Source organism: Saccharopolyspora spinosa NRRL 18395 (genome assembly GCF_000194155.1).
In the GTDB taxonomy this organism is placed as follows: Bacteria; Actinomycetota; Actinomycetes; order Mycobacteriales; family Pseudonocardiaceae; genus Saccharopolyspora; species Saccharopolyspora spinosa.
In genome coordinates this window covers 277,832-296,282 of the sequence record NZ_GL877883.1, presented here as the reverse complement: position 1 = coordinate 296,282, position 18,451 = coordinate 277,832, and the positions used below count along the sequence as shown (strand labels likewise).

20 protein-coding genes are annotated in these 18,451 nt (G+C 69.6%); 9 read left to right on the top strand and 11 right to left on the bottom strand.

The window, feature by feature from the left end:
• Positions 1 to 153 precede the first annotated feature (153 nt).
• On the top strand, positions 154 to 1,455 hold the full coding sequence (locus SSPN_RS0139475) for a thymidine phosphorylase (protein WP_044577295.1): 1,302 nt from the start codon (positions 154 to 156) through the stop codon (positions 1,453 to 1,455).
• Positions 1,456 to 1,481: 26 nt separating this feature from the next.
• Here the strand turns inward: SSPN_RS0139475 and SSPN_RS0139470 are convergent, their stop codons facing one another.
• Positions 1,482 to 2,672 carry a hypothetical protein gene (locus SSPN_RS0139470; RefSeq protein ID WP_010315848.1) on the bottom strand — a complete coding sequence of 397 codons (1,191 nt, stop codon included), beginning with the start codon at positions 2,670 to 2,672 and terminating at the stop codon, positions 1,482 to 1,484.
• A 322-nt stretch (positions 2,673 to 2,994) separates the two neighbouring features.
• On the opposite strand from SSPN_RS0139470, the gene SSPN_RS0139465 reads away from it, so the two are divergent.
• The 3 genes from SSPN_RS0139465 (at position 2,995) to SSPN_RS0139455 (ending at position 5,755) form a co-directional block, all read left to right on the top strand.
• Positions 2,995 to 4,083, top strand: a complete 1,089-nt coding sequence (locus SSPN_RS0139465; RefSeq protein WP_010315847.1) for an adenosine deaminase — start codon at positions 2,995 to 2,997, stop codon at positions 4,081 to 4,083.
• A 119-nt stretch (positions 4,084 to 4,202) separates the two neighbouring features.
• Positions 4,203 to 4,967 (top strand): IclR family transcriptional regulator, encoded by a 765-nt coding sequence (locus tag SSPN_RS0139460; RefSeq protein ID WP_202799011.1) that lies wholly within the window; start codon positions 4,203 to 4,205, stop codon positions 4,965 to 4,967.
• 179 nt (positions 4,968 to 5,146) lie between these two features.
• Positions 5,147 to 5,755: an RNA polymerase sigma factor gene (locus SSPN_RS0139455; protein WP_010315843.1), complete on the top strand. Its 609-nt coding sequence runs from the start codon at positions 5,147 to 5,149 to the stop codon at positions 5,753 to 5,755.
• A gap of 82 nt (positions 5,756 to 5,837) precedes the next feature.
• On the opposite strand, the gene SSPN_RS0139450 is transcribed toward SSPN_RS0139455, so the two are convergent.
• Entirely contained in the window at positions 5,838 to 7,058 is a 1,221-nt protein-coding gene (locus SSPN_RS0139450) for a hypothetical protein (RefSeq protein WP_010315841.1), read from the bottom strand.
• A gap of 251 nt (positions 7,059 to 7,309) precedes the next feature.
• Here SSPN_RS0139450 and SSPN_RS0139445 point away from each other — a divergent pair, with 251 nt between their 5' ends.
• The 3 genes from SSPN_RS0139445 (at position 7,310) to SSPN_RS48130 (ending at position 8,706) form a co-directional block, all read left to right on the top strand.
• The gene (locus tag SSPN_RS0139445) at positions 7,310 to 7,897 is read left to right on the top strand and encodes an SMI1/KNR4 family protein (protein WP_044577290.1); all 588 of its coding nucleotides are present in this window, start codon (positions 7,310 to 7,312) and stop codon (positions 7,895 to 7,897) included.
• 252 nt (positions 7,898 to 8,149) lie between these two features.
• Complete coding sequence (locus tag SSPN_RS0139440) at positions 8,150 to 8,452, top strand: hypothetical protein (RefSeq protein WP_010315838.1); 303 nt, start codon at positions 8,150 to 8,152, stop codon at positions 8,450 to 8,452.
• Positions 8,446 to 8,706, top strand: a complete 261-nt coding sequence (locus tag SSPN_RS48130; RefSeq protein ID WP_044577192.1) for a hypothetical protein — start codon at positions 8,446 to 8,448, stop codon at positions 8,704 to 8,706. The genes SSPN_RS0139440 and SSPN_RS48130 overlap by 7 nt, the downstream gene beginning before the upstream one ends.
• Here SSPN_RS48130 and SSPN_RS0139430 read toward each other — a convergent pair.
• From SSPN_RS0139430 to SSPN_RS0139415, 4 genes are all read right to left on the bottom strand, one after another.
• Positions 8,675 to 9,553: an aldehyde dehydrogenase family protein gene (locus SSPN_RS0139430; protein WP_010315836.1), complete on the bottom strand. Its 879-nt coding sequence runs from the start codon at positions 9,551 to 9,553 to the stop codon at positions 8,675 to 8,677. The two genes, SSPN_RS48130 and SSPN_RS0139430, sit on opposite strands and share 32 nt — an antisense overlap.
• A complete protein-coding gene (locus tag SSPN_RS0139425) occupies positions 9,546 to 10,985 on the bottom strand; it encodes an aldehyde dehydrogenase family protein (protein WP_010315835.1) in 1,440 nt (479 codons plus the stop codon). Before SSPN_RS0139425 ends, SSPN_RS0139430 begins: the two co-directional genes overlap by 8 nt.
• The gene (deoC, locus tag SSPN_RS0139420) at positions 10,985 to 11,953 is read right to left on the bottom strand and encodes a deoxyribose-phosphate aldolase (protein WP_010315834.1); all 969 of its coding nucleotides are present in this window, start codon (positions 11,951 to 11,953) and stop codon (positions 10,985 to 10,987) included. Before deoC ends, SSPN_RS0139425 begins: the two co-directional genes overlap by 1 nt.
• 87 nt (positions 11,954 to 12,040) lie before the next feature.
• Positions 12,041 to 12,502 (bottom strand): MarR family winged helix-turn-helix transcriptional regulator, encoded by a 462-nt coding sequence (locus SSPN_RS0139415; RefSeq protein WP_029536176.1) that lies wholly within the window; start codon positions 12,500 to 12,502, stop codon positions 12,041 to 12,043.
• A 147-nt stretch (positions 12,503 to 12,649) separates the two neighbouring features.
• On the opposite strand from SSPN_RS0139415, the gene SSPN_RS0139410 reads away from it, so the two are divergent.
• Entirely contained in the window at positions 12,650 to 12,919 is a 270-nt protein-coding gene (locus SSPN_RS0139410) for a cytochrome P450 family protein (protein ID WP_143539418.1), read from the top strand.
• A gap of 26 nt (positions 12,920 to 12,945) precedes the next feature.
• On the opposite strand, the gene SSPN_RS49795 is transcribed toward SSPN_RS0139410, so the two are convergent.
• Entirely contained in the window at positions 12,946 to 13,191 is a 246-nt protein-coding gene (locus SSPN_RS49795; RefSeq protein WP_010315831.1) for a hypothetical protein, read from the bottom strand.
• 80 nt (positions 13,192 to 13,271) lie between these two features.
• Between SSPN_RS49795 and SSPN_RS49790 the strand changes: the two genes are divergently transcribed.
• Positions 13,272 to 13,667: a cytochrome P450 gene (locus tag SSPN_RS49790; protein ID WP_010315828.1), complete on the top strand. Its 396-nt coding sequence runs from the start codon at positions 13,272 to 13,274 to the stop codon at positions 13,665 to 13,667.
• A gap of 230 nt (positions 13,668 to 13,897) precedes the next feature.
• Here SSPN_RS49790 and SSPN_RS0139395 read toward each other — a convergent pair whose 3' ends face one another.
• Genes SSPN_RS0139395 through SSPN_RS0139380 form a run of 4 tightly spaced genes read right to left on the bottom strand, consistent with a single transcriptional unit; the run spans position 13,898 to position 18,356 of the window.
• Positions 13,898 to 15,091 carry a hypothetical protein gene (locus SSPN_RS0139395; protein ID WP_237710960.1) on the bottom strand — a complete coding sequence of 398 codons (1,194 nt, stop codon included), beginning with the start codon at positions 15,089 to 15,091 and terminating at the stop codon, positions 13,898 to 13,900.
• Between the two features lie 27 nt (positions 15,092 to 15,118).
• Complete coding sequence (locus SSPN_RS0139390) at positions 15,119 to 16,555, bottom strand: hypothetical protein (RefSeq protein WP_010315825.1); 1,437 nt, start codon at positions 16,553 to 16,555, stop codon at positions 15,119 to 15,121.
• Entirely contained in the window at positions 16,552 to 17,028 is a 477-nt protein-coding gene (locus SSPN_RS0139385) for a hypothetical protein (protein ID WP_010315822.1), read from the bottom strand. The genes SSPN_RS0139390 and SSPN_RS0139385 overlap by 4 nt, the downstream gene beginning before the upstream one ends.
• Positions 17,025 to 18,356, bottom strand: coding sequence for a hypothetical protein (locus tag SSPN_RS0139380; protein ID WP_010315821.1), 1,332 nt, complete (start codon positions 18,354 to 18,356; stop codon positions 17,025 to 17,027). Before SSPN_RS0139380 ends, SSPN_RS0139385 begins: the two co-directional genes overlap by 4 nt.
• Positions 18,357 to 18,451: the final 95 nt, after the last annotated feature.

The following is an 18,451-nucleotide window of genomic DNA, read 5'->3' as shown; positions in this document are numbered from 1 at the left end:
GACCTAGAAATCCACATTGCGCACGGGAAAATTGCGCGATCCTGGTCGTGCGCACCAATTTTCGTGAAGATCACTCGATTGGGGTGTATCTGTTGGTGGAGTTCGGTTCTCTATATAGGCGGAGGATTCCTGCGGGCTGTGGAGGTGGCGAAGGTGCATTCCGCGATTGATGTGATCCGCGCGAAGCGCGACGGGCAGCGGCTCAGCGACGAGCAGATCGACTGGGTGATCGACGCGTACACCCGGGGCGAGGTCGCGGACGAGCAGATGGCGGCGTTGGCGATGGCGGTGCTGCTGCGCGGTATGACCCCGGCGGAGACTGCGCGCTGGACGGCGGCGATGGTCGCCTCCGGCGAGACGCTGGTGCTGGATGGGGTTCGAAGGCCCACTGTGGACAAGCACTCCACCGGCGGCGTCGGCGACAAGATCACGTTGCCGCTGACTCCGCTGGTCGCCGCCTGCGGCGCGGCGGTGCCGCAACTTTCCGGGCGCGGGCTCGGCCATACCGGCGGCACCCTGGACAAGCTGGAGTCGATACCGGGTTGGCGGGCCCAATTGTCGGCCGACGAGATCCGGGACCGCCTCGACGACGAGGGCGCGGTGGTGTGCGCGGCGACGGAGGGACTGGCTCCGGCCGATCGCAAGCTCTACGCGCTGCGCGATGTGACGGGCACGGTCGAGTCGGTTCCGCTGATTGCCAGCTCGATCATGAGCAAGAAGATCGCCGAGGGCGTGCAGTCGCTGGTGCTGGACGTCAAGTGCGGTTCGGGTGCGTTCATGAAGGACCTGGACGAGGCGCGGGAGCTGGCCGCGGCACTGGTGGACATCGGCACGGCCAACGGTCTGCGCACGAGCGTGCTGATCACCGACATGTCGGTTCCGCTGGGCCGCGCGGTCGGCAATGCGCTGGAAGTGGCCGAGGCCGTGGAGGTGCTGCGCGGCGGTGGGCCGGCCGACGTGGTGGAGCTGACGCTGGCCCTGGCCCGCGAAATGCTCGACCACGCGGGATTGTCCGATGTGGACCCGGCCGAGGCGTTGGCCGACGGGCGGGCGTACGGCACGTGGTGTCGGATGATCAAGGCCCAGGACGGCGACCCCGACGCGGCGTTGCCGCGAGCCGAGCACGTCGAGGTCGTGACCGCACCGGAGACCGGGACGCTGGCGAAGCTCGACGCGTATGCGGTCGGGGTTGCGGCCTGGCGCCTCGGGGCGGGGCGAGCCCGCAAGGAGGACGAGGTCCAGCACGCCGCAGGCGTGCTGTGCCTGGCGAAGCCGGGTGATCGGGTGACGGCGGGCCAGCCGCTGCTGGAATTGCACACCGACCGGCCGGAAACCATTGCCGGGGCCCAAGCCGCGTTGGTGGGCGCATACGAGATCAGCGGCGCCGACGAGGTGTCGACGCCGCTGATCCTGGATCGGGTGGCCGCAGGCCACGCATCGAAGGAGCCACCCTGATCGGGCGGCCCGGTCGCGCGGGCTTCTCAGGCGCTTTCGGCGGTGAAGTCGTCTTCGCCGTCTGCGGTGAGGGCCTTGTCGTCGCGCTTCGCGCTCTTGGACCGGCCTCGGCGCTGCTGACGGGGCAGGGTGGTGGGCGGCGGCGGGGCGGACGGCGCGCTGCCGCCGAGGATCAGCTCCGCGAACGTCGCCATCGCTTCGTCGAGCTGACCGGCGTGCCGCCGCTCGCTCTCCTCGTTGGCCTCGCGGACCAGGGCGCCCAGCGCGTCGCTGTCGGGACGGGAGGACAGCGTGCCGGACAGCTGCGACAGGTTCTTCGACAGCGTGCCACCGAGGTCGCCGAGGCCGTTCTTGACGCCCTCTTCGACGTTGTCCAGGCGGCTGGTGAAGCCCTGCTCGACGGTGTCGATCCGGGTGTTGACGTTGTCCTCGACCTGGGTGAGGCGACCGGAGACCTGGTCCAGCCGGTTGGTGAGCTGCTCCAGCCGCTCGGCCAGCTTGTCCAGCCGGTCGGTCGGGTCCACGGCGGGACGCGCGGCGAGCTGGTCGAGCTTGGCGTCCAGCTGGTCGCGGGTGCCGGAGACCGCGTCGGCGAGCGTGTTCTGGGCGTTGGCGGTGGAGTCGGTGACCGCGCGCTGCAGCGCCTCGCGGGTGCCGTCGAGGTGCTCGTGCACGCCTTCGTCGATCTCGGCGAAGCGGCCGCGCAGGCTGGTCTCCAGCGAGTCGATGCGCTCGCGCACCGGGCCGTGCACCGCCGACGGCAGTGCCTCCAGCCGGCCGTCCTGCTTGTCGAGGTGCAGGCCGAGATCGTCGAGGCGCTTGTGGATGTGGCCGAGCTTGTCCTCCAAGCCGTCCATGCGGCCGGAGACGCCGTCCATCCGGCCCGCCACGCCGTCCAGTCGCCCGTCCAGCTGCGCGAACGGCTTGGCGAGCTTGTCCACCAGGCCGTCGACGGCGCTCTTCAGGTCGACGAGCGCGCCGTCGTGCCCTTCCAGCTTGGCCAGGGCCTCGTCGAGTCGTTCGGCGAGCACGCTGACCTCGGTGCGGTCGGGCAGCTCGGACAGGCGTTTCCGCACGGAGCCAAGGGACTCCAGCGGCGACAGCCGGGCGTGGATTTCGTCCAGGGCGTCGAAAATCTGCTGCTGCTCGCTCTCGCGGATCTCAGCCGCACGCGTGAGCATGTTGCGCATGCGGTCGAACGACATGTTCTCGGTCACGGCTAGGGGCGTCCTTCGTCGAGGGGGGTGAGGACTCCAGGAGCCTAGCTAGTCGGTTCCCGCGTTCCCAGGCACCCCCCGATACATTGCGTGACCGCCAAGACATTCTTGACTCCGATCGGTCTTGTTTCGTTAGGCTAAAAAGTCCAATACAGGTGCCGCCGAATGACGCAAGAGTCGTGGTTGCGTCCATCTGGGTGAGTTTTGAGGTACAGCCGTCCGGTTGAACGTGGCCGGAAAGCCGGGTGTATCCGGAGTTGCTTCCGCCTGTCCGTTAGTAGCTGTGCGTGAGGTCTTCGTCGGCGCGCTGTAACGTGGCTGCATGTCGACTCCGGTGAACTTGGACACGATCCGGCTGGTGCCGAAGGTGCTGCTGCACGACCACCTCGACGGTGGCCTGCGGCCGCAGACCGTCATCGATCTCGCACGGGCGGCGGGATACGCCGGCCTGCCCCACGAGGACGCCGATGAATTGGGAAGATGGTTCGCCGCGGCGGCTGATTCGGGGTCGCTGGAACGCTATCTGGAGACCTTCTCGCACACCGTCGCCGTGATGCAGACGGCGGAGGCGCTGGCCCGGGTCGCCGCCGAGTGCGTCGAAGATCTGGCCGCGGACGGAGTGGTGTACGCGGAGATCCGCTACGCCCCGGAACTGTTCCAGGAACAGGGGCTGACGCTCGACCGGATCGTCGCGGCGGTTCAGGACGGTTTCCGGGATGGCGAACGCCGCGCCGCAGCCGAAGGAAAACGTATCCGAATCGGTACCTTGTTGTGCGCGATGCGGCAGAATGCGCGGTCGGCGGAAATCGCGAACCTCGCGGTTCGGTATCGCGACTCCGAGGTGGTCGGCTTCGACATCGCGGGTCCGGAAGCGGGATTTCCGCCCACCCGGAACCTGGACGCCTTCGAATATCTCCGACAGCAAAACGCGCATTTCACCATTCACGCCGGTGAGGCGTTCGGCCTGCCTTCGATCTGGGAGGCGATCCAGCATTGCGGCGCGGAACGCCTCGGGCACGGCGTGCGCATCGTTGACGACATCAAGGTCGACGAGGACGGCTCGGTGCACCTGGGCCGGCTGGCGTCCTACATCCGGGACCGGCGGATCCCGCTGGAGATGTGCCCGTCGTCGAACCTGCAGACCGGGGCCGCCAAGTCGATCGCCGAGCACCCGATCGGTCTGCTGGCGAAGCTGCGCTTCCGGGTCACGGTGAACACGGACAACCGGCTGATGAGCCACTGCTCGATGTCCAGCGAGTTCGCCGCCCTGCACGAGGCGTTCGGCTACGGGTGGGCGGACATGCAGTGGTTCGCGGTGAACGCGATGAAGTCGGCGTTCATCGGCTTCGACGAGCGGCTGGAGATCATCGATGATGTGATCAAGCCGGGCTACGCAGCGTTGCTGGAATGACGTGCGACCGCCGCCGAGCCGGGTGCACGCGCGGCGGCGGCGGCCGTGGATACTGCCAAGCCTGAATGCGATTCACGATCCGCGCGAGCGCGGCCGCGATGCACAGTCAGGAGGGACAGGTGGCACGGGGCGGGGAACCCACGCTGATCACTTCGGTGCAGCGCGCACTCCGGCTGCTAGAAGCCGTGGGTGAGCACGGGAGCGGCGCAACCGCGAAAACCCTCGCCAGACGTACCCGTATCGCGTTGCCGACCACCTACCACCTGCTGCGCACCCTGGTGCACGAGGGCTATCTGGAGAAGCTCGACGACGGAGCCTTCATCATCGGCGAGCAGGTGGCCGGGCTGCACGACGCCGCCCGGGTCCAAGGCCTGCGCAGCCGGGTCCGCGTCGCTATGGAGAGCCTGCGCGACGACCTGAACGCGGCCATCTACCTCGCCCGCTACCACGAGGGCGAGGTAGAGGTCGCCGAGATCGTCGACAGTCCGCGCACGCCGCGGGTGGACACCTGGGCCGACTTCCGGCAGGCCGCGCACGCGACGGCGATCGGCAAATGCTTGCTCTCCGGGTTGAGCAAGGAACAACGCGCCGACCACTTCGGCCGGTATCCGCCCGCCGACCTGACCCCGCGCACGATCACCCGGATCCGCGATCTGGTCAACGGGCCGGTTCGGCCGGTGGTCACGGATTCCGAGGAGTACTCGCTGGGCACCGCTTGCCTCGCCGCGCCGGTGATCGGCGTCGGGGGACCGGCGACGCTGGCGATCTCGTTCCCGGTGCACAAGCTCGGCGACACCAAGTCCTACGTGGAGCCGTTGCGTGCGGCGGCCGGGGAGATTTCCCGGACGCTCGCAGTGGCTGGCGAATTTCCCGCTACCGGGTGATCTCCGGGCTGCTCTCCGTCGCTCGACCAGGGGCGATCACTATCTGAAAAGATCCGCCTTGTTCGTCGCTCCGGCCCCGGCGAGCATCGTTCGCAGCGGGGGCGTACTTCGGTGAGGGGCCGTCACCGCCTTCGCATGGCGACAGGCCCCTCCCAGATGCAGCGGCATTTAGGGGAAAGATGTTCGCGGGCGACGATCGGACGCTGCTCGACTCGGTCCGGGCCGGATCGGCCGAAGCATTCGGCGAGCTGTACGCGCGGCACCGCACGGCGGCGCACGCAATGGCCAAGCAAGTTGTCGGAAGCCCTGCCGACGTCGAAGACCTCGTTGCGGAAGCGTTCGCGAAGATCCTGGACGTCCTGCGCCGCGGTGGCGGCCCGCGCTCCGCGTTCCGCGCCTACCTGCTCACCACGGTGCGGAACCTGGCGATGGCGTTGAACAACCGGGGCCGCCGGGTTCAACTGGCCGCCGAGCTCGACGGTTTCTTCGGGCCCGAGAACCACGTGCAGTTCGTCGATCCCGCGGTGCTGGAGCTGGAGCGCGAGCTCGTGGGGAAGGCGTTTGCCCGGCTGCCGCACCGCTGGCGGCGCGTCCTGTGGTGCATGGAGGTCGAGCGGCTGACGACGGCAGACGTCAGCAGAAAGCTCGGCATCAGCCGCAACAGCGCCGCCGCGCTCGCCTACCGAGCGCGGAAAGGCTTGCGGGAGGCCTATTCCCAGGTGTGCGTGGGCGAACCCACCCGCCGCCGGCTGGCGGCTCCGGGCGTGCTGCTCGCCGAGGTGGCGTGAGAGCCCGCCGGACCGACGCCGTGGCCGGGAGAGTGGCGATTTCGAGAGAAATCGCCACCCAACGCATCGAATCCGGTGCGGCTCAGTGCGTGCGGAACCGCTCCTCCAAGGCCTCGACGAGCTTGCGCCACGTCGCGACCTCGGCGTCGAACGGGGCGCTCGGCGGCAGCCGGTTCGGGCTCGGGCGCAGCACGAAGGAGACCAGCCAGCCAAGCCGCTCCGAAGGCTGCAACGCCTGCTCGACGCTGTCGTCGCCAGCCCACGTCGCCGCGTCCATCAGCAGTTCCTCGGCGAGGTCCAGCTGGGTCGGGTCCACGTCGGATGGTCCGGCGCCGAGGTCGGCGTCCAGACCGGTCAGCACGTAGGTGTTCTCAGGGTCGATCTGGATCTGCAGCTCGCCGGCGGTGGCCTTCTCCTGGACCTGCGACCAGGTCGCGACCCGGGCCAGGTCGGTGTCCTCGACGGCGGCGTCGTCGGCCAGGAACCGGGCCAGCGCGCGCGGCGAGGGGAACACGTCGATCTTGCCGCCGGTGCCGAGGAAGATCGGGTCGTCGTCGAGATAGCAGCGCAGCGAGTAGAGCTCGCCGGTGCCGGTGATGATCCGGATCGGGTCGATGCCGACCTCGCCCCAGAAGCCGACCTCGACCTCTTCGATGTCGTCGACCTCGGGTGCTTCGGCGGCTTCTTCCTCGGAGTCGGCCTCCAACGCCTCCGCGAGCTCGGTTTCCGCCGTGGCGACCGCGTCGGCCGGCACGTCCGGAGTGGTTACGACGGCGTCGATGGCGTCCAGCAACTCGTCCCAGCGCTCGACGACGACCTCGCACAGGTCGGTCCAGCGGCGCTGCCCGTCCTTGCCGGAGAACGCGAAGGTGCCCTGGTCGAGCATGGCGAAACCGTCGGCCGCGTCGAGCACGTCGTGCACCGCGTCCAGCTCGCAGACGTCGGCCAGCGAGCGGGCGATCTCGACGATGTCAGCCAGCTCGTTGATGGTCCAGGTGTCCATCGGCTCGGCGACCAGTTCGGGCACGCCGACCAGGTCGTACTGGTGGTCCTCGTCCGGGCTCAGCTCGACCGCGGACAGGGCGGGCACCACGTGCCAGGCCGGGTGGTCGTCGAGGTCGTGCTCCTCGGCGGTGCGCACGAACGCCGCCAGGCGTGCGGCATCGGGGAACGCGTAGAGGTCGTCCTCGTGTCCGAGGAATGCCTCCCATTCCTCGCCGTCCTCGCGCCATCGCGGTGCCCACAGTGTGACGACGTCGCCCTGCGGGAGCCCGAGCTCGATGGGGACGATGTCCTGCGCCATCTCTCTACCTCCGGTCACCGAACCAGACCTCGCGGAAGCCTACGGGCTCCGCGTTCACAACGTGTTCCCCGGTCCGGCTGTCACCGTATCGAGCCCCTCGAAAGCAACGTTCGACGGAACAGTTCGTAACGATCGCCACTCTGGTGTGCAGCTGTGGCCCAAGTCGAGTTGGGCCCTTCGGCCTAGTGTCGGTCCGCATCCGGCGGTGGGGTCACGGTTGGCGGTACCGGTCTGGCGAGTTCCCGACGATCATGGTCGGAATGGATGTCACGGAGCTGTGGACGAAGATCGTGCTCTGGCTGGCGGAGCACGCCCCGGTCACCGCAGCCGCCCTGCGTCCCCCCGAACCGCCTGACCTTGCCGAGCTGGAGGCGGAGTTCGCCGTCGCGCTGCCCGTCGAACTGCGCGAGCTGTGGACGTGCTGCGGTGGCACCGGCACCGATGTGCTGGCCGACGTCCTGCCACCCTTCTACACGCCCTACAGCGCGGCGCAGGCGCTCCAGTCCTGGCGCGATCACCGCGAGAACTGGACGGCGCAGTGGGAGCGGCCGGCCTGCGACTACTACGCGGGCTCGCCGGGCTCCAGCTTCCACCCGTCGTGGATCCCGATCGCTGGTGATGGTTTCGCGGACGAGCTCGTGGTGGACCTGCGGCCGGGACCGCTGGAGGGCTGCGTGCTGGAGTGGGAGCAGGAGGCTGCCCAGGTGCTGAGGCCGGAGTGGAAGGGCGTCACGTCGATGCTCGCCGACGTCCACCGGGCCCTGGTCGAGGGAGTCCCGGCGGGCCACAGCTACCCGACGGTGACCGAGGACGGCCGCCTCGACTGGCAGATCCGCTGATTCGACTCGACCCGGCGACAGGGCGGACGATCGTCCGCCTCGCGGATCCGATCGCGGGTGCGCGGGCCGGCGAAGGAGGGCCGGGGCGCAAGTACTTCGCGCTGACCGACGAGGGGCGTGCCGCGCTCGCCGAACTGGGGCCGAAGTGGATCGAGTTCGCGAAGAACTCGATCCACCTGGTGCAACGAGGGGTGCAGGGATGATGACGCTGGACACAAGAAGCACCGGGACGAGCTGCTGATAGCGCTGCGGATGCACGAGATCTCCGGCGAGCGGGTCGGCGAGGTGCTAGCCGAGGTCGAGGCGCACGTGACCGAGACCGGCGAGGACCCGGTAGAGGCCTTCGGCCGGCCGCGCGAGTACGCCGCGCAGGTCGCGGAGCAGCTCGACCGCAACACCGGCAAGCGGTCCGGGATGGCGGTCATGGCCAGCGCGACGGTGACGGCGGTGACCATGTTCGGTTCGGATTACCTGCTGGACGGGCTGTTCGCGGATACCGCGCGATCCCGTACACGCTCAAGGGCAGGGTGGCGCTGTCAACGCTGCTGGTGCTGATCCTGGCCGGGACCATGCCGTTCTTCCGGGCGATCACCGCGAGGGCCCGCTATGGGGTCTACGCCGGGATGGCCTTCGGCGCCTTCGCGCTGGCCATCGTGTCGCAGATCGTGATCGGTTCGATCTTCGACGACGTGACGCCGCTGTACCACGCAAGACGTTGGAAGACGCGCATTGGAATTGAAGGTCTGATTTCCATTGAAGTTGCGGACCCCGCGAGGGTCAGGTGCCCACCGGGTGCCAGACCGTTTTGACCTCGGTGAAGGCGCGCAGGCGCTGGAGGTCCGGCTCCCGGGTCCAGTCCGGTTCGCCGCGCACCGGCAGCACGCGCTTGACCGTGTCCGCTGCCGTCTTGGCGAGCTCGGTGCGCAGCTCTTCCGGCGCGCCAGTCGGGTCCAGGGCGTTGACGTCGGCGTGAGCGGCTAGCCAGGGGGCGAGTTCGGCGGCCTGGCCGGTCAGGACGTTTACCACGCCACCGGGCACATCGGAGGTCGCCAGCACCTCGGCGAAGGTCACGGCGGGCAGCGGCCGGTCCGCGCTGGCGACCACGACGCAGGTGTTTCCGGCCGCGATCACCGGGGCCACCACGCTGATCAGGCCGAGCAGCGAGGAGTCCGGGGGAGCGAGCACTCCCACCACGCCGGTCGGTTCCGGGACGCTGAACGAGAAGTACGGCCCCGCAACGGGATTCGCGGCGCCGAGCACCATCGAGATCTTGTCGGTCCAGCCCGCGTACCAGACCATCCGGTCCACGGCATCATCCACAGTGGACCGCGCCTGCTTGCGGGACAGGTCCTCCGCGGCCGAGATCTCGGCGGCGAATTGCTCGCGCCGGCCTTCCATCACCTCGGCGATCCGGAACAGCACCTGGCCGCGGTTGTAGGCCGTCGCGCCGGACCAGCCGCCGAACGCCTTGCGCGCGGCGGCGACCGCGTCGCGGACGTCCTTGCGGGACGCGTGCGCGGCGTTGGCCAGGAACGTGCCCTGCCGGTCGTGCACCGGGTACACCCGGCCCGACTCGGAGCGCGGGAACGAACCACCGATGTAGAGCTTGTAGGTCTTGGCCACGGCTAGCCGCTCCGGGGTGCGGTTGTCAGACATCGAGGTATGCCTCCAAACCGGCGCGTCCGCCTTCGCGGCCGAAGCCGGATTCCTGGTAGCCGCCGAACGGGGCGGTCGGGTCGAACCGGTTGAAGGTGTTCGCCCACACCACCCCGGCCCGCAGCCGCTGCGCCGCCCACAGGATCCGGGACCCCTTCTCGGTCCAGATTCCGGCCGACAGGCCGTAGGGGGTGTTGTTGGCCTTGGCGATGGCCTCCGCCGGGGTGCGGAAGGTCAGCACCGAGAGCACCGGCCCGAAGATCTCCTCGCGGGCGATCCGCATCGACTGCTGGACGTCGGAGAACACCGTGGGGGAGAAGAAAAACCCCTTCTCCGGCAGCGGGCATGGGCTGGTCCAGCGCTGGGCGCCCTCGGCGTCGCCGCTGGCGGCCAGCTCGGTGATCCTGGCCAGCTGCTCGGCGGAGTTGATCGCGCCGACGTCGGTGTTCTTGTCCAGCGGGTCGCCGACCCGCAGCGTCTGGACCCGGACCCGCAGCTTCTCGAGCAGCTCGTCGGCGATCGACTCCTGCACCAGCAGCCGCGAGCCTGCGCAGCAGACGTGGCCCTGGTTGAAGAAGATCCCGTTCACGATGCCCTCGACGGCCTGGTCGAGCGGGGCGTCGTCGAAGACGATGTTCGCGGCCTTGCCGCCGAGCTCCAGCGTCAGTTTTTTGCCGGAACCCGCGACGCCGCGCTGGATCTGCTTGCCGACCTCGGTGGAGCCGGTGAACGCGACCTTGTCGACGCCGGGGTGCGCGACCAGCGCGGCGCCGATGTCACCGGCGCCGGGCAGGATGTTCACCACGCCCGGCGGCAGCCCGGCCTGCTGGCAGATCTCCGCGAACACCAGCGCGGTCAGCGGCGTCGTCTCGGCGGGCTTGAGCACCACGGTGTTGCCGCAGGCCAGCGCCGGGGCGATCTTCCAGGCCAGCATGAGCAGCGGGAAGTTCCACGGGATGACCTGCCCGGCGACGCCGAGCGGCCGCGGGTCGGGCCCGTAGCCGGCGTAGCCGAGCTTGTCGGCCCAGCCGGCGTGGTGGAAGAAGTGCGCGGCGGCGGTCGGGATGTCGGCGTCCCGCGACTCCCTGATCGGCTTGCCGTTGTCCAGCGACTCCAGCACCGCGAGCTCGCGGCCGCGTTCCTGGATCAGCCGGGCGATGCGGAACAGGTACTTCGCGCGTTCCTTGCCCGGCATCGTCGACCAGGTGTCGTCGAAGGCCCGCCGCGCCGCCCGGACTGCCTCGTCCACATCGGACTCCGAAGCGCTGGAGACCTCGGCCAGCGGTTCCTCGGTGGCCGGGTTGATGCTCTTCAGCGGCTCGCCGCCGCCGTCGACGAACTTGCCGTCGACGAACATCCGGTAGCTGGACTTGAGGTTTGCGATATCCCGCGACTCCGGCGCCGGTGCGTACTCCCACGGGCTATCGATCATCAGTCCACCGCCACGTAGTCGGGGCCGCTGTAGTGGCCGTCGAGTTGGGTGCGCCGCTGCATCAACAGGTCGTTGAGCAGGCTGGACGCGCCGAATCGGAACAGTTTCGGGGTCAGCCACTCCGGACCGGCGATCTCGTGCACGGCCACCAGGTAGCGGATCGCGTCCTTGGTGTTGCGGATCCCGCCCGCGGGCTTGACGCCGCGCAGCTGCCGGGTGGAATCCCGCCAGTCGCGGACCGCCTGGAGCATCAGGTGCGTCACCGGTAGGGTCGCGGCAGGGGAGACCTTGCCGGTGGAGGTCTTGATGAAGTCCCCGCCCGCGAGCAGCGCGAGCCAGGATGCGCGGCGCACGTTGTCGTAGGTGGCGAGCTCGCCGGTCTCCAGGATGACCTTCAGGTGCGCGTCGCCGCAAGCGGACTTGACGGCCTGGATCTCCTCGAAGACCTGCCCGTACCGGCCGGCCAGGAACGCGCCGCGGTCGATCACCATGTCGATCTCGTCGGCGCCCGCGGCCACGGCGTACTCCACGTCGGCGAGCTTCACCGCCAGCGCCGAGCGGCCGGACGGGAACGCGGTCGCGACCGAGGCGACCTGGATGTCGGTGCCGTCGAGGGCCCGGACCGCGGTGGCGGCCATGTCGGAGTAGACGCAGACGGCCGCGACCTGCGGGGTGTCCGGCCGCTCCGGGTCGGGGTGCCGGGCTTTGGCACACAGCGTGCGGACCTTGGCCTCGGTGTCGGCGCCTTCCAGCGTCGTCAGGTCGATCATCGAGATCGCGGTGTCGATCGCCCAGCGCTTCGCGGTCTTCTTGATGCTCCGCGTCGCGAGGCCGGCGGCCCGCTGCTCCAACCCGACCTGGTCGACGCCGGGTAGGCCGTGCAGGAACCGGCGCAACGACCGGTCGTCCCGGATGGCATCCGCGAGCTCGGACACGGTGAGCTTGGACAGGGGCGGCGACTGTGCCATGCCCGGAGTCTAAGCGCCAACCCCGCACCGCCGCTTCGACTGGAGTGATCACGCCAACCTGTTGTGAAGGCGGCGCCGAACTTCGGATCAGGTGCCGTCGCCCGTCGTTTCCGCTTGAGCGCGAAGGCGGTCTCCTATGTGGTCGAGCAGGCGGTGGAAGGTTGCTAGCTCCGTTGCGGGAACGTCGCCGAAGAGGTCCACGGCGGCCTGGTCTGCCCTGTGGTGCATCTTCGTCAGCGCCGCGCGCCCTTCCTCGGTGAGATCGACCAGCATCGCGCGCCGATCTGTCGGGTGCGCTCGGCGGGCGACGTAGCCGCCGTCTTCCAGTGCGTCGAGAAGGCCAGTGACATTGCGCGGAGTCACTCCGAGTGCGCGGCTGATCTCGCGCTGGGTCGACGGACCTCGCTGATAGAGCTGCCAGAGCAAGTTCGCCCGCGCTCGGCTGAGGCCGCGCTCGGTGAGGCCGCGCTCGACGTCGTCGGCCAGCAGCAGCGCCACGTCCCACAGCTTGCCGAGCAGCGCGAACGGCACAACCGGTTCGTCAGACATATTGTGTACCCAGTTCACTATGTAGTAGGTTTACGATTTTTGTCACAGTACCCGCCGTGGGTTTGGGCCGGGCAGGCGAAATGGGGTCTGTGCATGCCGACGAAGCAACACCCCGCATACCCGTTCGCACGCAGGAGGGCGTTCGCGGTGCCTAGTGAGTACGCCTGGCTGCGGGAGAACTCACCCGTTGCTCGCGTGGACGTACCGGAGATCGGACTGGTCTGGCTGGTCACCCGCTACGACGACGTGCGGAAGGTGCTGTCGGATCCCCGATTCGGAGTCGAACCCCCTGGGCGGGCGGGTTCGAACGACTCGTTGTTCCAGGATCCTCCTGGGCACACCCGGCTGCGGAGTTTGGTGTCGAAAGCGTTCAGCTCGCGCTACGCGGCAGCCTTGCGGTGTGAGGGGCACCCTTGAGCGGTTCAACCGCTCAAGGGTGCCCCTCACACCGCGCCCGGGTGGACGCGGTGGTCGCCCTGGACCTGATGACCCCGGCAGGCGGAGCAGAGTGGGCGAAGCTGCAGGACTACGTGCTCGGTCTGGTCGCTGCGAAGCAGGCGGACCCCGGCGCTGACCTGCTCAGCACCCTGATTGGGATCCGTGCGGACGATGGCGATCGGCTCGGCGAGCTTGAGCTCGCGATCATGGTCATCGCGCTCCTGCTCGCCGGATACGCCACCACGTCGCACGCGATCAGCATCGGCACCGTGCTGCTGCTCACGAGCGGTCAGTACGACGCACTTTGCTGCGAGCCAGGGAGCCAGGTCTGGTGGCACCGGCGGTTGACGAGGTCCTGCGGCGCCAGACCGGTCGGAACGCCGAGATCATGCCGCGCTTCGCGCACGTGGACGTGCGGCTCGGCGATGTGGAGGTCCGAGCGGGCGAACCCGTGCTGGCGTCGCTGGAAGCGGCCAACCACGATCCTGCCCGCTTCTCCGAGCCGCACCGGTTCGACATCACCCGGCGACCCAATCCGCGCCTGAGCTTCGGGTATGGACCGCACCACTGCCTCGGTGCCGCCCTCGCGCGCATCGAGCTCCAGGTGGTCTTCGCCGGGCTCACCGCGCAATTTCCCGGCCTCCGGCTGACCGCGTCGCCGGATCAGCTGCCGTGGCGGACGGTTTTCGCCGACTCCGGCCCGCAGCACGTGCCCGTCGCTTGGTAGCCGCGAGAACCACCGGGAAGATTCTGTCGTGAGCGGGAAACCCGGCTTTCGTGCGCAACAACAGACTGCGGACGCCGGAACCCTAATCCGCACAACCCCGGAACCGCCCCTGGTGGGCACGTAGTCCACAGTAGACGTTCTGGTCCAGGCGGCTGCCCGTGAGCGCTTCCGTTGCTGTGGAAACAAAAGCGCTCACGGGTCTTGAGCTGGCGGAACGTGGGATCCGGCGGTCACCTGTGGTGGCCGTTGACGCGAGCTCGGCGGGCCAGGGCCGGTTGGCGGCTGCGGGCCGGTGCCGGGCGGTCGCCCCGGGACGGCGTCGCGACGCCTGCCGGCTGTTGGCGGTCCCACGGGAGCAGCTGCTTGGAGCCCGTGCGGTCCGCCAGACGCAGGGACTGCGCCGAGGTGATCCACTCCTCCGCGGGTTCCGCGATCTCCAGGAGCAGCGCCTCGAACTCCGAGCGCGTCGTCTCCAGGATGTGCGGCGCCGCCAACCAGCGCAGGACGTTGCGGCCGGTCACCGCCATCCGCTGCCGCGGCGAGGTGACCAGCTTCTCGTCGAAGTAGCGGATCAGGACCTCGTCCACCACATCCCACGCGTTCGCGGCGCCGAACAGGTCCTTGACGTCCTCGGCGTCGAGGATCCGGAAGCACTCCTCCAGCAGTTGCATGACCTCCACCCGCAGCACGTTCAGGTGGCCATAGGAGGTGAACTTCAGGTTGTTGCGCAGGTCCAGGCCGCTGCGCCGCACCACGGCCATGCTGCCGAAGGCCATGTCGTGCGCCCGTTCGCGGATGACGTCGGAGATCCGCTTGTCCCGCCAGAACAGCGCGACCTGGTTGTTGAACTGGACGAACAACCGGTGGAAGTCGGTGTTCGGCCGCGAGTTCGCCGAGCCCAGCCCGCGTCCGTAGCCGAGCACCCGCCGGTAGGCGCTGATCCGGTCGCGCTTGGTGTAGCGCAGCACGTCACGCCGGTCGAACCGGTACAGCCCGAACGCGCCCGGCCCGTCGGAGAGCCGGATCGTGCCGCGCTGGAACAGCTCCTGCATCTTCTGCACGACGCGGAAGAACCCGATCCTCTCGTGCTGGTACAGGTAGTAGAGGTCGCCGACGGCGAGGATGCGTTCGGACGCGATCGTTTCATCGTAGGTCTCGATGCCGTGCGGCATGCGCGTTGCGCCGAGGTCCCCGGCCGACTCGCCGCCGAGGCCGACCAGCTGCGCGAGGCCGCCGTCGGCGGGGCGTGGCTCGTTCTGGGCTTCGGTTTCGACGGCGAAGAGCATGTCGTCGATCTGCTTCAGGATCGCCTCGCCGACCTGGGGATTGCTGCCCAGCTCGTTCGACAGGTTGCCGGCGACCTGTCTGCGCAGCGCGGCGACCCGGTCGAACAGTTCCCGGTACTGCTTTTCGGTGGCCATCATTCCTCCGTGCGGGGCGCGGGCGGACCGCTATTCCGGCCGCGGGGCGGGCTTGGGCTCGGGACGCTTGCGCTGGCCGCGCTGCTTGGCCGCGGGGTCGGTCGTTGAGATCGGGGCAGCCGTCGTGGTGGTTGACGGCGCGGGCGCCACGGCCGGTGCGCTCGGTACCACCGGCGGCGGATCGGCGGGCGCGGGTCCGGGCGGCGGCTGATCCGGTGGTTTCGGCCCGGAATCCGGCGGCGGTGCAGGCGGTCCAGGTGGGTCGGCGGGCCTCGCGCCGTGGCGGATCGGCCGGGCCACCCGCACGATCTCCTGCAAGTGGTCGTGCAGCTCGTCGACCGCGCGCTGAACCCGGGAGCTGAAGAACCCCGGCGGCAACGTCGCCCGGTAGTTGCCCGGCACGTCCTGCTTGTCGCCGTCGCAGCGCCGGGGCAGGTTGCCGACGAGCCGCTCCAACCGCTCGGCGACCTGCAGGAACGCGCTGTCCACGCCGTCCTTCCCCGCGACCTCGATCAGCTTGCGGCCTTCGAAGCAGGCAAAGTCGTGCGTCCAGCGCAGCAATCCGCCGAGCGACATCGAGCCGCCGTCCGGATCGGGGATGCGCAGCACCTCGCGGTCGCCGCGGTGGATGCTCACCGAGCTCAACGCCGCGACGAGCTCTTCGGTCTGCACTGCGGCAGCCGAAAGCAGCTGGGACAGCGCCACGACAGCGGGGCCGAAGAACGGCGCCTGCCCGGTTTCGGGCTGCGCGAACGGGTCGATCCGGCCACGCGCGTCCAGCCAGCCGCGGTACAGCGACAGCACCCAGTCGACGAGCGTGATGAACGAGGTCTGGACCCGCTCCTCTTCGATGGTGTTGACCAGGCCGCCGATCAGCCCGAACTCGTTGCGCAGCTCCCCGAGGTGCCCGCGCACCAGGTCCGGGTCCACCGCAGATCCCGGTTTGCCGAGCAGCAGCACGAAGAGCTGATCCACGCGCGGTACCCGCAGCAGTGGGCTCTCCAGCTCCTTGCGGATCTCCTCCAGCTCGTGGCGCACCAGGCTGCGGAATCCTTCGCCGTTCTCCGGATCCGAGCCCGCTCGCAGCGGCTTCAGTGAGTCGAGCAGCGCGGTCGCGTCCTTGATGGCGCTGCGCGCCCGTGCGGCCAGCGACGCCTGCCCGCCGGTGACCGCACCCAGGTCGGCCTGGATCGCGTAGCCGCGTGGCGTCCACTTGGCCTCGGTGTGCCCCTCGACGCGCTTTAGCTCGAAGCTCCCGGTCAGCGCGGCGGTGAAGCCCTTGGTGTCGCCGTCGCGCCACTTCCAGCCCAGCACGTCGCCGATCGCCTTGTTCGCGATGTCGCCGGGGCGCTCGCAGCACGGCGGGTCGTGCCGGGTGACCAGCGGATACGCGCTGTCGATGTCCTGGGCCGGCGGCAGCGCGGCGCCCCGGTCTTCGTTGACACGGCCGTCGTTGGTGATGCTCATCGCCTGCCCTCGCAGTTCCCCTTGATGCCGAACCGCACCGCGAATTCGGCTGCCTCGCGCCAACACCGCAGCATGGTGTCCTCCGTGCTGCGCAACGAATCCACACAACCGTCCACACCGGACCGGATGCTGCGCGCCCAACCGAGCCATTCCGGCCCGCGCCCCTGCACCGATCGCGCGAGGTCGGTTGCCGCGTGGTGGCAGCGGAATTCGTCGTCCAGCCTCCGCTGCATGCGCAGCAGCGCCAGCGCCGTGGTGTGGAGGACATCGGCGTCGACCCGGCCTCGAACCGCGCGCAGCGCCGGATGCAGGTCGGCGGTGCCGTCGGTGACGACCTCGGCGAGCCGGTCCGACACCGCCGGGCTCTCGCCGGTCGGGCGGTCCTCGACCACGGTGACCTCCAGCGCCCGCCACGCGGCCGCGAACCGCCGGAGTTCCCTCGCCAGCACGGGGAATTCGCCGCGCAAGGTCATCGCGCTCGCCTCCCCAGCTCTTCCATGAAGAACCGCACCAACCGCGTCGGCGGTGCCATCCGCTGTTCGAGCGCGTGCCGGACGGCGCCGATCAGGAACCGCTCCGGCACCACACCGGGTGACACGCCGTCGGCTAATCGCCCGGCGGCCTCCTCGATCATCCGCTGTTCCTTCGGCTCGAACCGCAGAACCCGCGACAGGCTGCGGTTTCCCAGCGACGGGAAGGAGGTGAAGCACATCGCGTCCACCACCGCCGGGATCGCCCGGTCCGCCGTCGCCAGCAGCGCCCGCGGCGCGCCGGGCAGCTCTGCCCGCGGGTACATCGCGCGCCAGGCCCCCGCGTGCTGCCCGGCGCGCTCCGCGAAGCCCATCCGGGCGAGCAGCTCGATAGACAGCTTCCCGCGCAGGTAGGGAACCGGGTGCACCGCCGCGCGCCGGAACTTCATCGTCTGCCGCCGATCCCGCGCGATGACGTCGAACAGCGAGCCCACGACCAGCGGCCCGCCGAGCAGCAGGCCGGACAGGTCCGCGAACGTCTCCCGGTTCCAGCGCACCCAGATCGACACCACCGCGGGCGGCAGCCCGAGCTCGGTCAACCTGGCCGCGACCTGCATCGGGATCGCCCTGGCCAGCCCGAGATCGTTCTGCAGGTTGTGGCTGACCTCGTGCAGCACCGCGCCGAGCGTCCACGGGTTGACCAGCCGGTGGAAGGGCAGCTGGATCAGCGGGAACGGGTTCAGCCGGTTGCTCAGCCGTTGCAGCGGGATGCCGCGCCGCGACGTCGCGGGGCCGTGGCTGGGTTCCAGATAGCAGAACGGCGGCGGCGTCGGGATCGAGCGCCAGCGCCCGATCCCCAGGTAGGCGTACTGGTAGCAGTCCAGGGCGATGCGGTCGGCCGCCACCAGCCACGGGGCGAACGTGCTCTGCCGCTGGTTGAACAGCTCCAGGTAGAAGTCCCACAGCCGCTCGGTGTCACGCACCCAGCGCTGCGACCGGGACTTCGCGTCCAGCAGGGCCCGCAACCGGCGCGGATTCGGATGCGCGGCAGCGGCTTCCGCCGCGCGGCGTACCGCGCGGGTGGCTTCGTGGAGCGGTTCTCGCAGGGTGGACATGGTTTCGTTGACGGCCACCAGGTGCGCCCGGCTGGGCCCGGTGGCCGGGTCGCCGAACTCCGCCCAGCTGAACGGCCGCAGCGCGCCGAGGTGCCGTTCGACGTTGGTGGCCTGGGTGCGCACCCAGTCGGCCAGCAGCCGTTCTGTTCCGCGATCGAGTCGCCGGGTCGGCCGGGCGCGCGCCGGGGCCGACCGCAGCTCAGCGACGGCGGCCACGGCCCTTCCCCCGACTACGCGCCTTGCCGGCGCTGCGGGCGCGGGCCGTCCTCGAGCGGGCGGCCTGCGCCCGGCGGACCTGGGGCGCCCGGTTC

What these genes read in the sequence shown, in the direction of transcription:
- SSPN_RS0139395 (WP_237710960.1), bottom strand. Translation starts at nt 15,091, where the DNA reads ATGATGGCCACCGAAAAGCAGTACCGGGAACTGTTCGACCGGGTCGCC.
- SSPN_RS0139440 (WP_010315838.1), top strand. Translation starts at nt 8,150, where the DNA reads ATGCACGAGATCTCCGGCGAGCGGGTCGGCGAGGTGCTAGCCGAGGTC.
- SSPN_RS0139450 (WP_010315841.1), bottom strand. Translation starts at nt 7,058, where the DNA reads ATGGCGCAGGACATCGTCCCCATCGAGCTCGGGCTCCCGCAGGGCGAC.
- SSPN_RS0139385 (WP_010315822.1), bottom strand. Translation starts at nt 17,028, where the DNA reads ATGACCTTGCGCGGCGAATTCCCCGTGCTGGCGAGGGAACTCCGGCGG.
- SSPN_RS0139390 (WP_010315825.1), bottom strand. Translation starts at nt 16,555, where the DNA reads ATGAGCATCACCAACGACGGCCGTGTCAACGAAGACCGGGGCGCCGCG.
- SSPN_RS0139455 (WP_010315843.1), top strand. Translation starts at nt 5,147, where the DNA reads ATGTTCGCGGGCGACGATCGGACGCTGCTCGACTCGGTCCGGGCCGGA.
- SSPN_RS0139445 (WP_044577290.1), top strand. Translation starts at nt 7,310, where the DNA reads ATGGTCGGAATGGATGTCACGGAGCTGTGGACGAAGATCGTGCTCTGG.
- deoC (WP_010315834.1), bottom strand. Translation starts at nt 11,953, where the DNA reads ATGGCACAGTCGCCGCCCCTGTCCAAGCTCACCGTGTCCGAGCTCGCG.
- SSPN_RS0139465 (WP_010315847.1), top strand. Translation starts at nt 2,995, where the DNA reads ATGTCGACTCCGGTGAACTTGGACACGATCCGGCTGGTGCCGAAGGTG.
- SSPN_RS0139415 (WP_029536176.1), bottom strand. Translation starts at nt 12,502, where the DNA reads ATGTCTGACGAACCGGTTGTGCCGTTCGCGCTGCTCGGCAAGCTGTGG.
- SSPN_RS0139425 (WP_010315835.1), bottom strand. Translation starts at nt 10,985, where the DNA reads ATGATCGATAGCCCGTGGGAGTACGCACCGGCGCCGGAGTCGCGGGAT.
- SSPN_RS0139430 (WP_010315836.1), bottom strand. Translation starts at nt 9,553, where the DNA reads ATGTCTGACAACCGCACCCCGGAGCGGCTAGCCGTGGCCAAGACCTAC.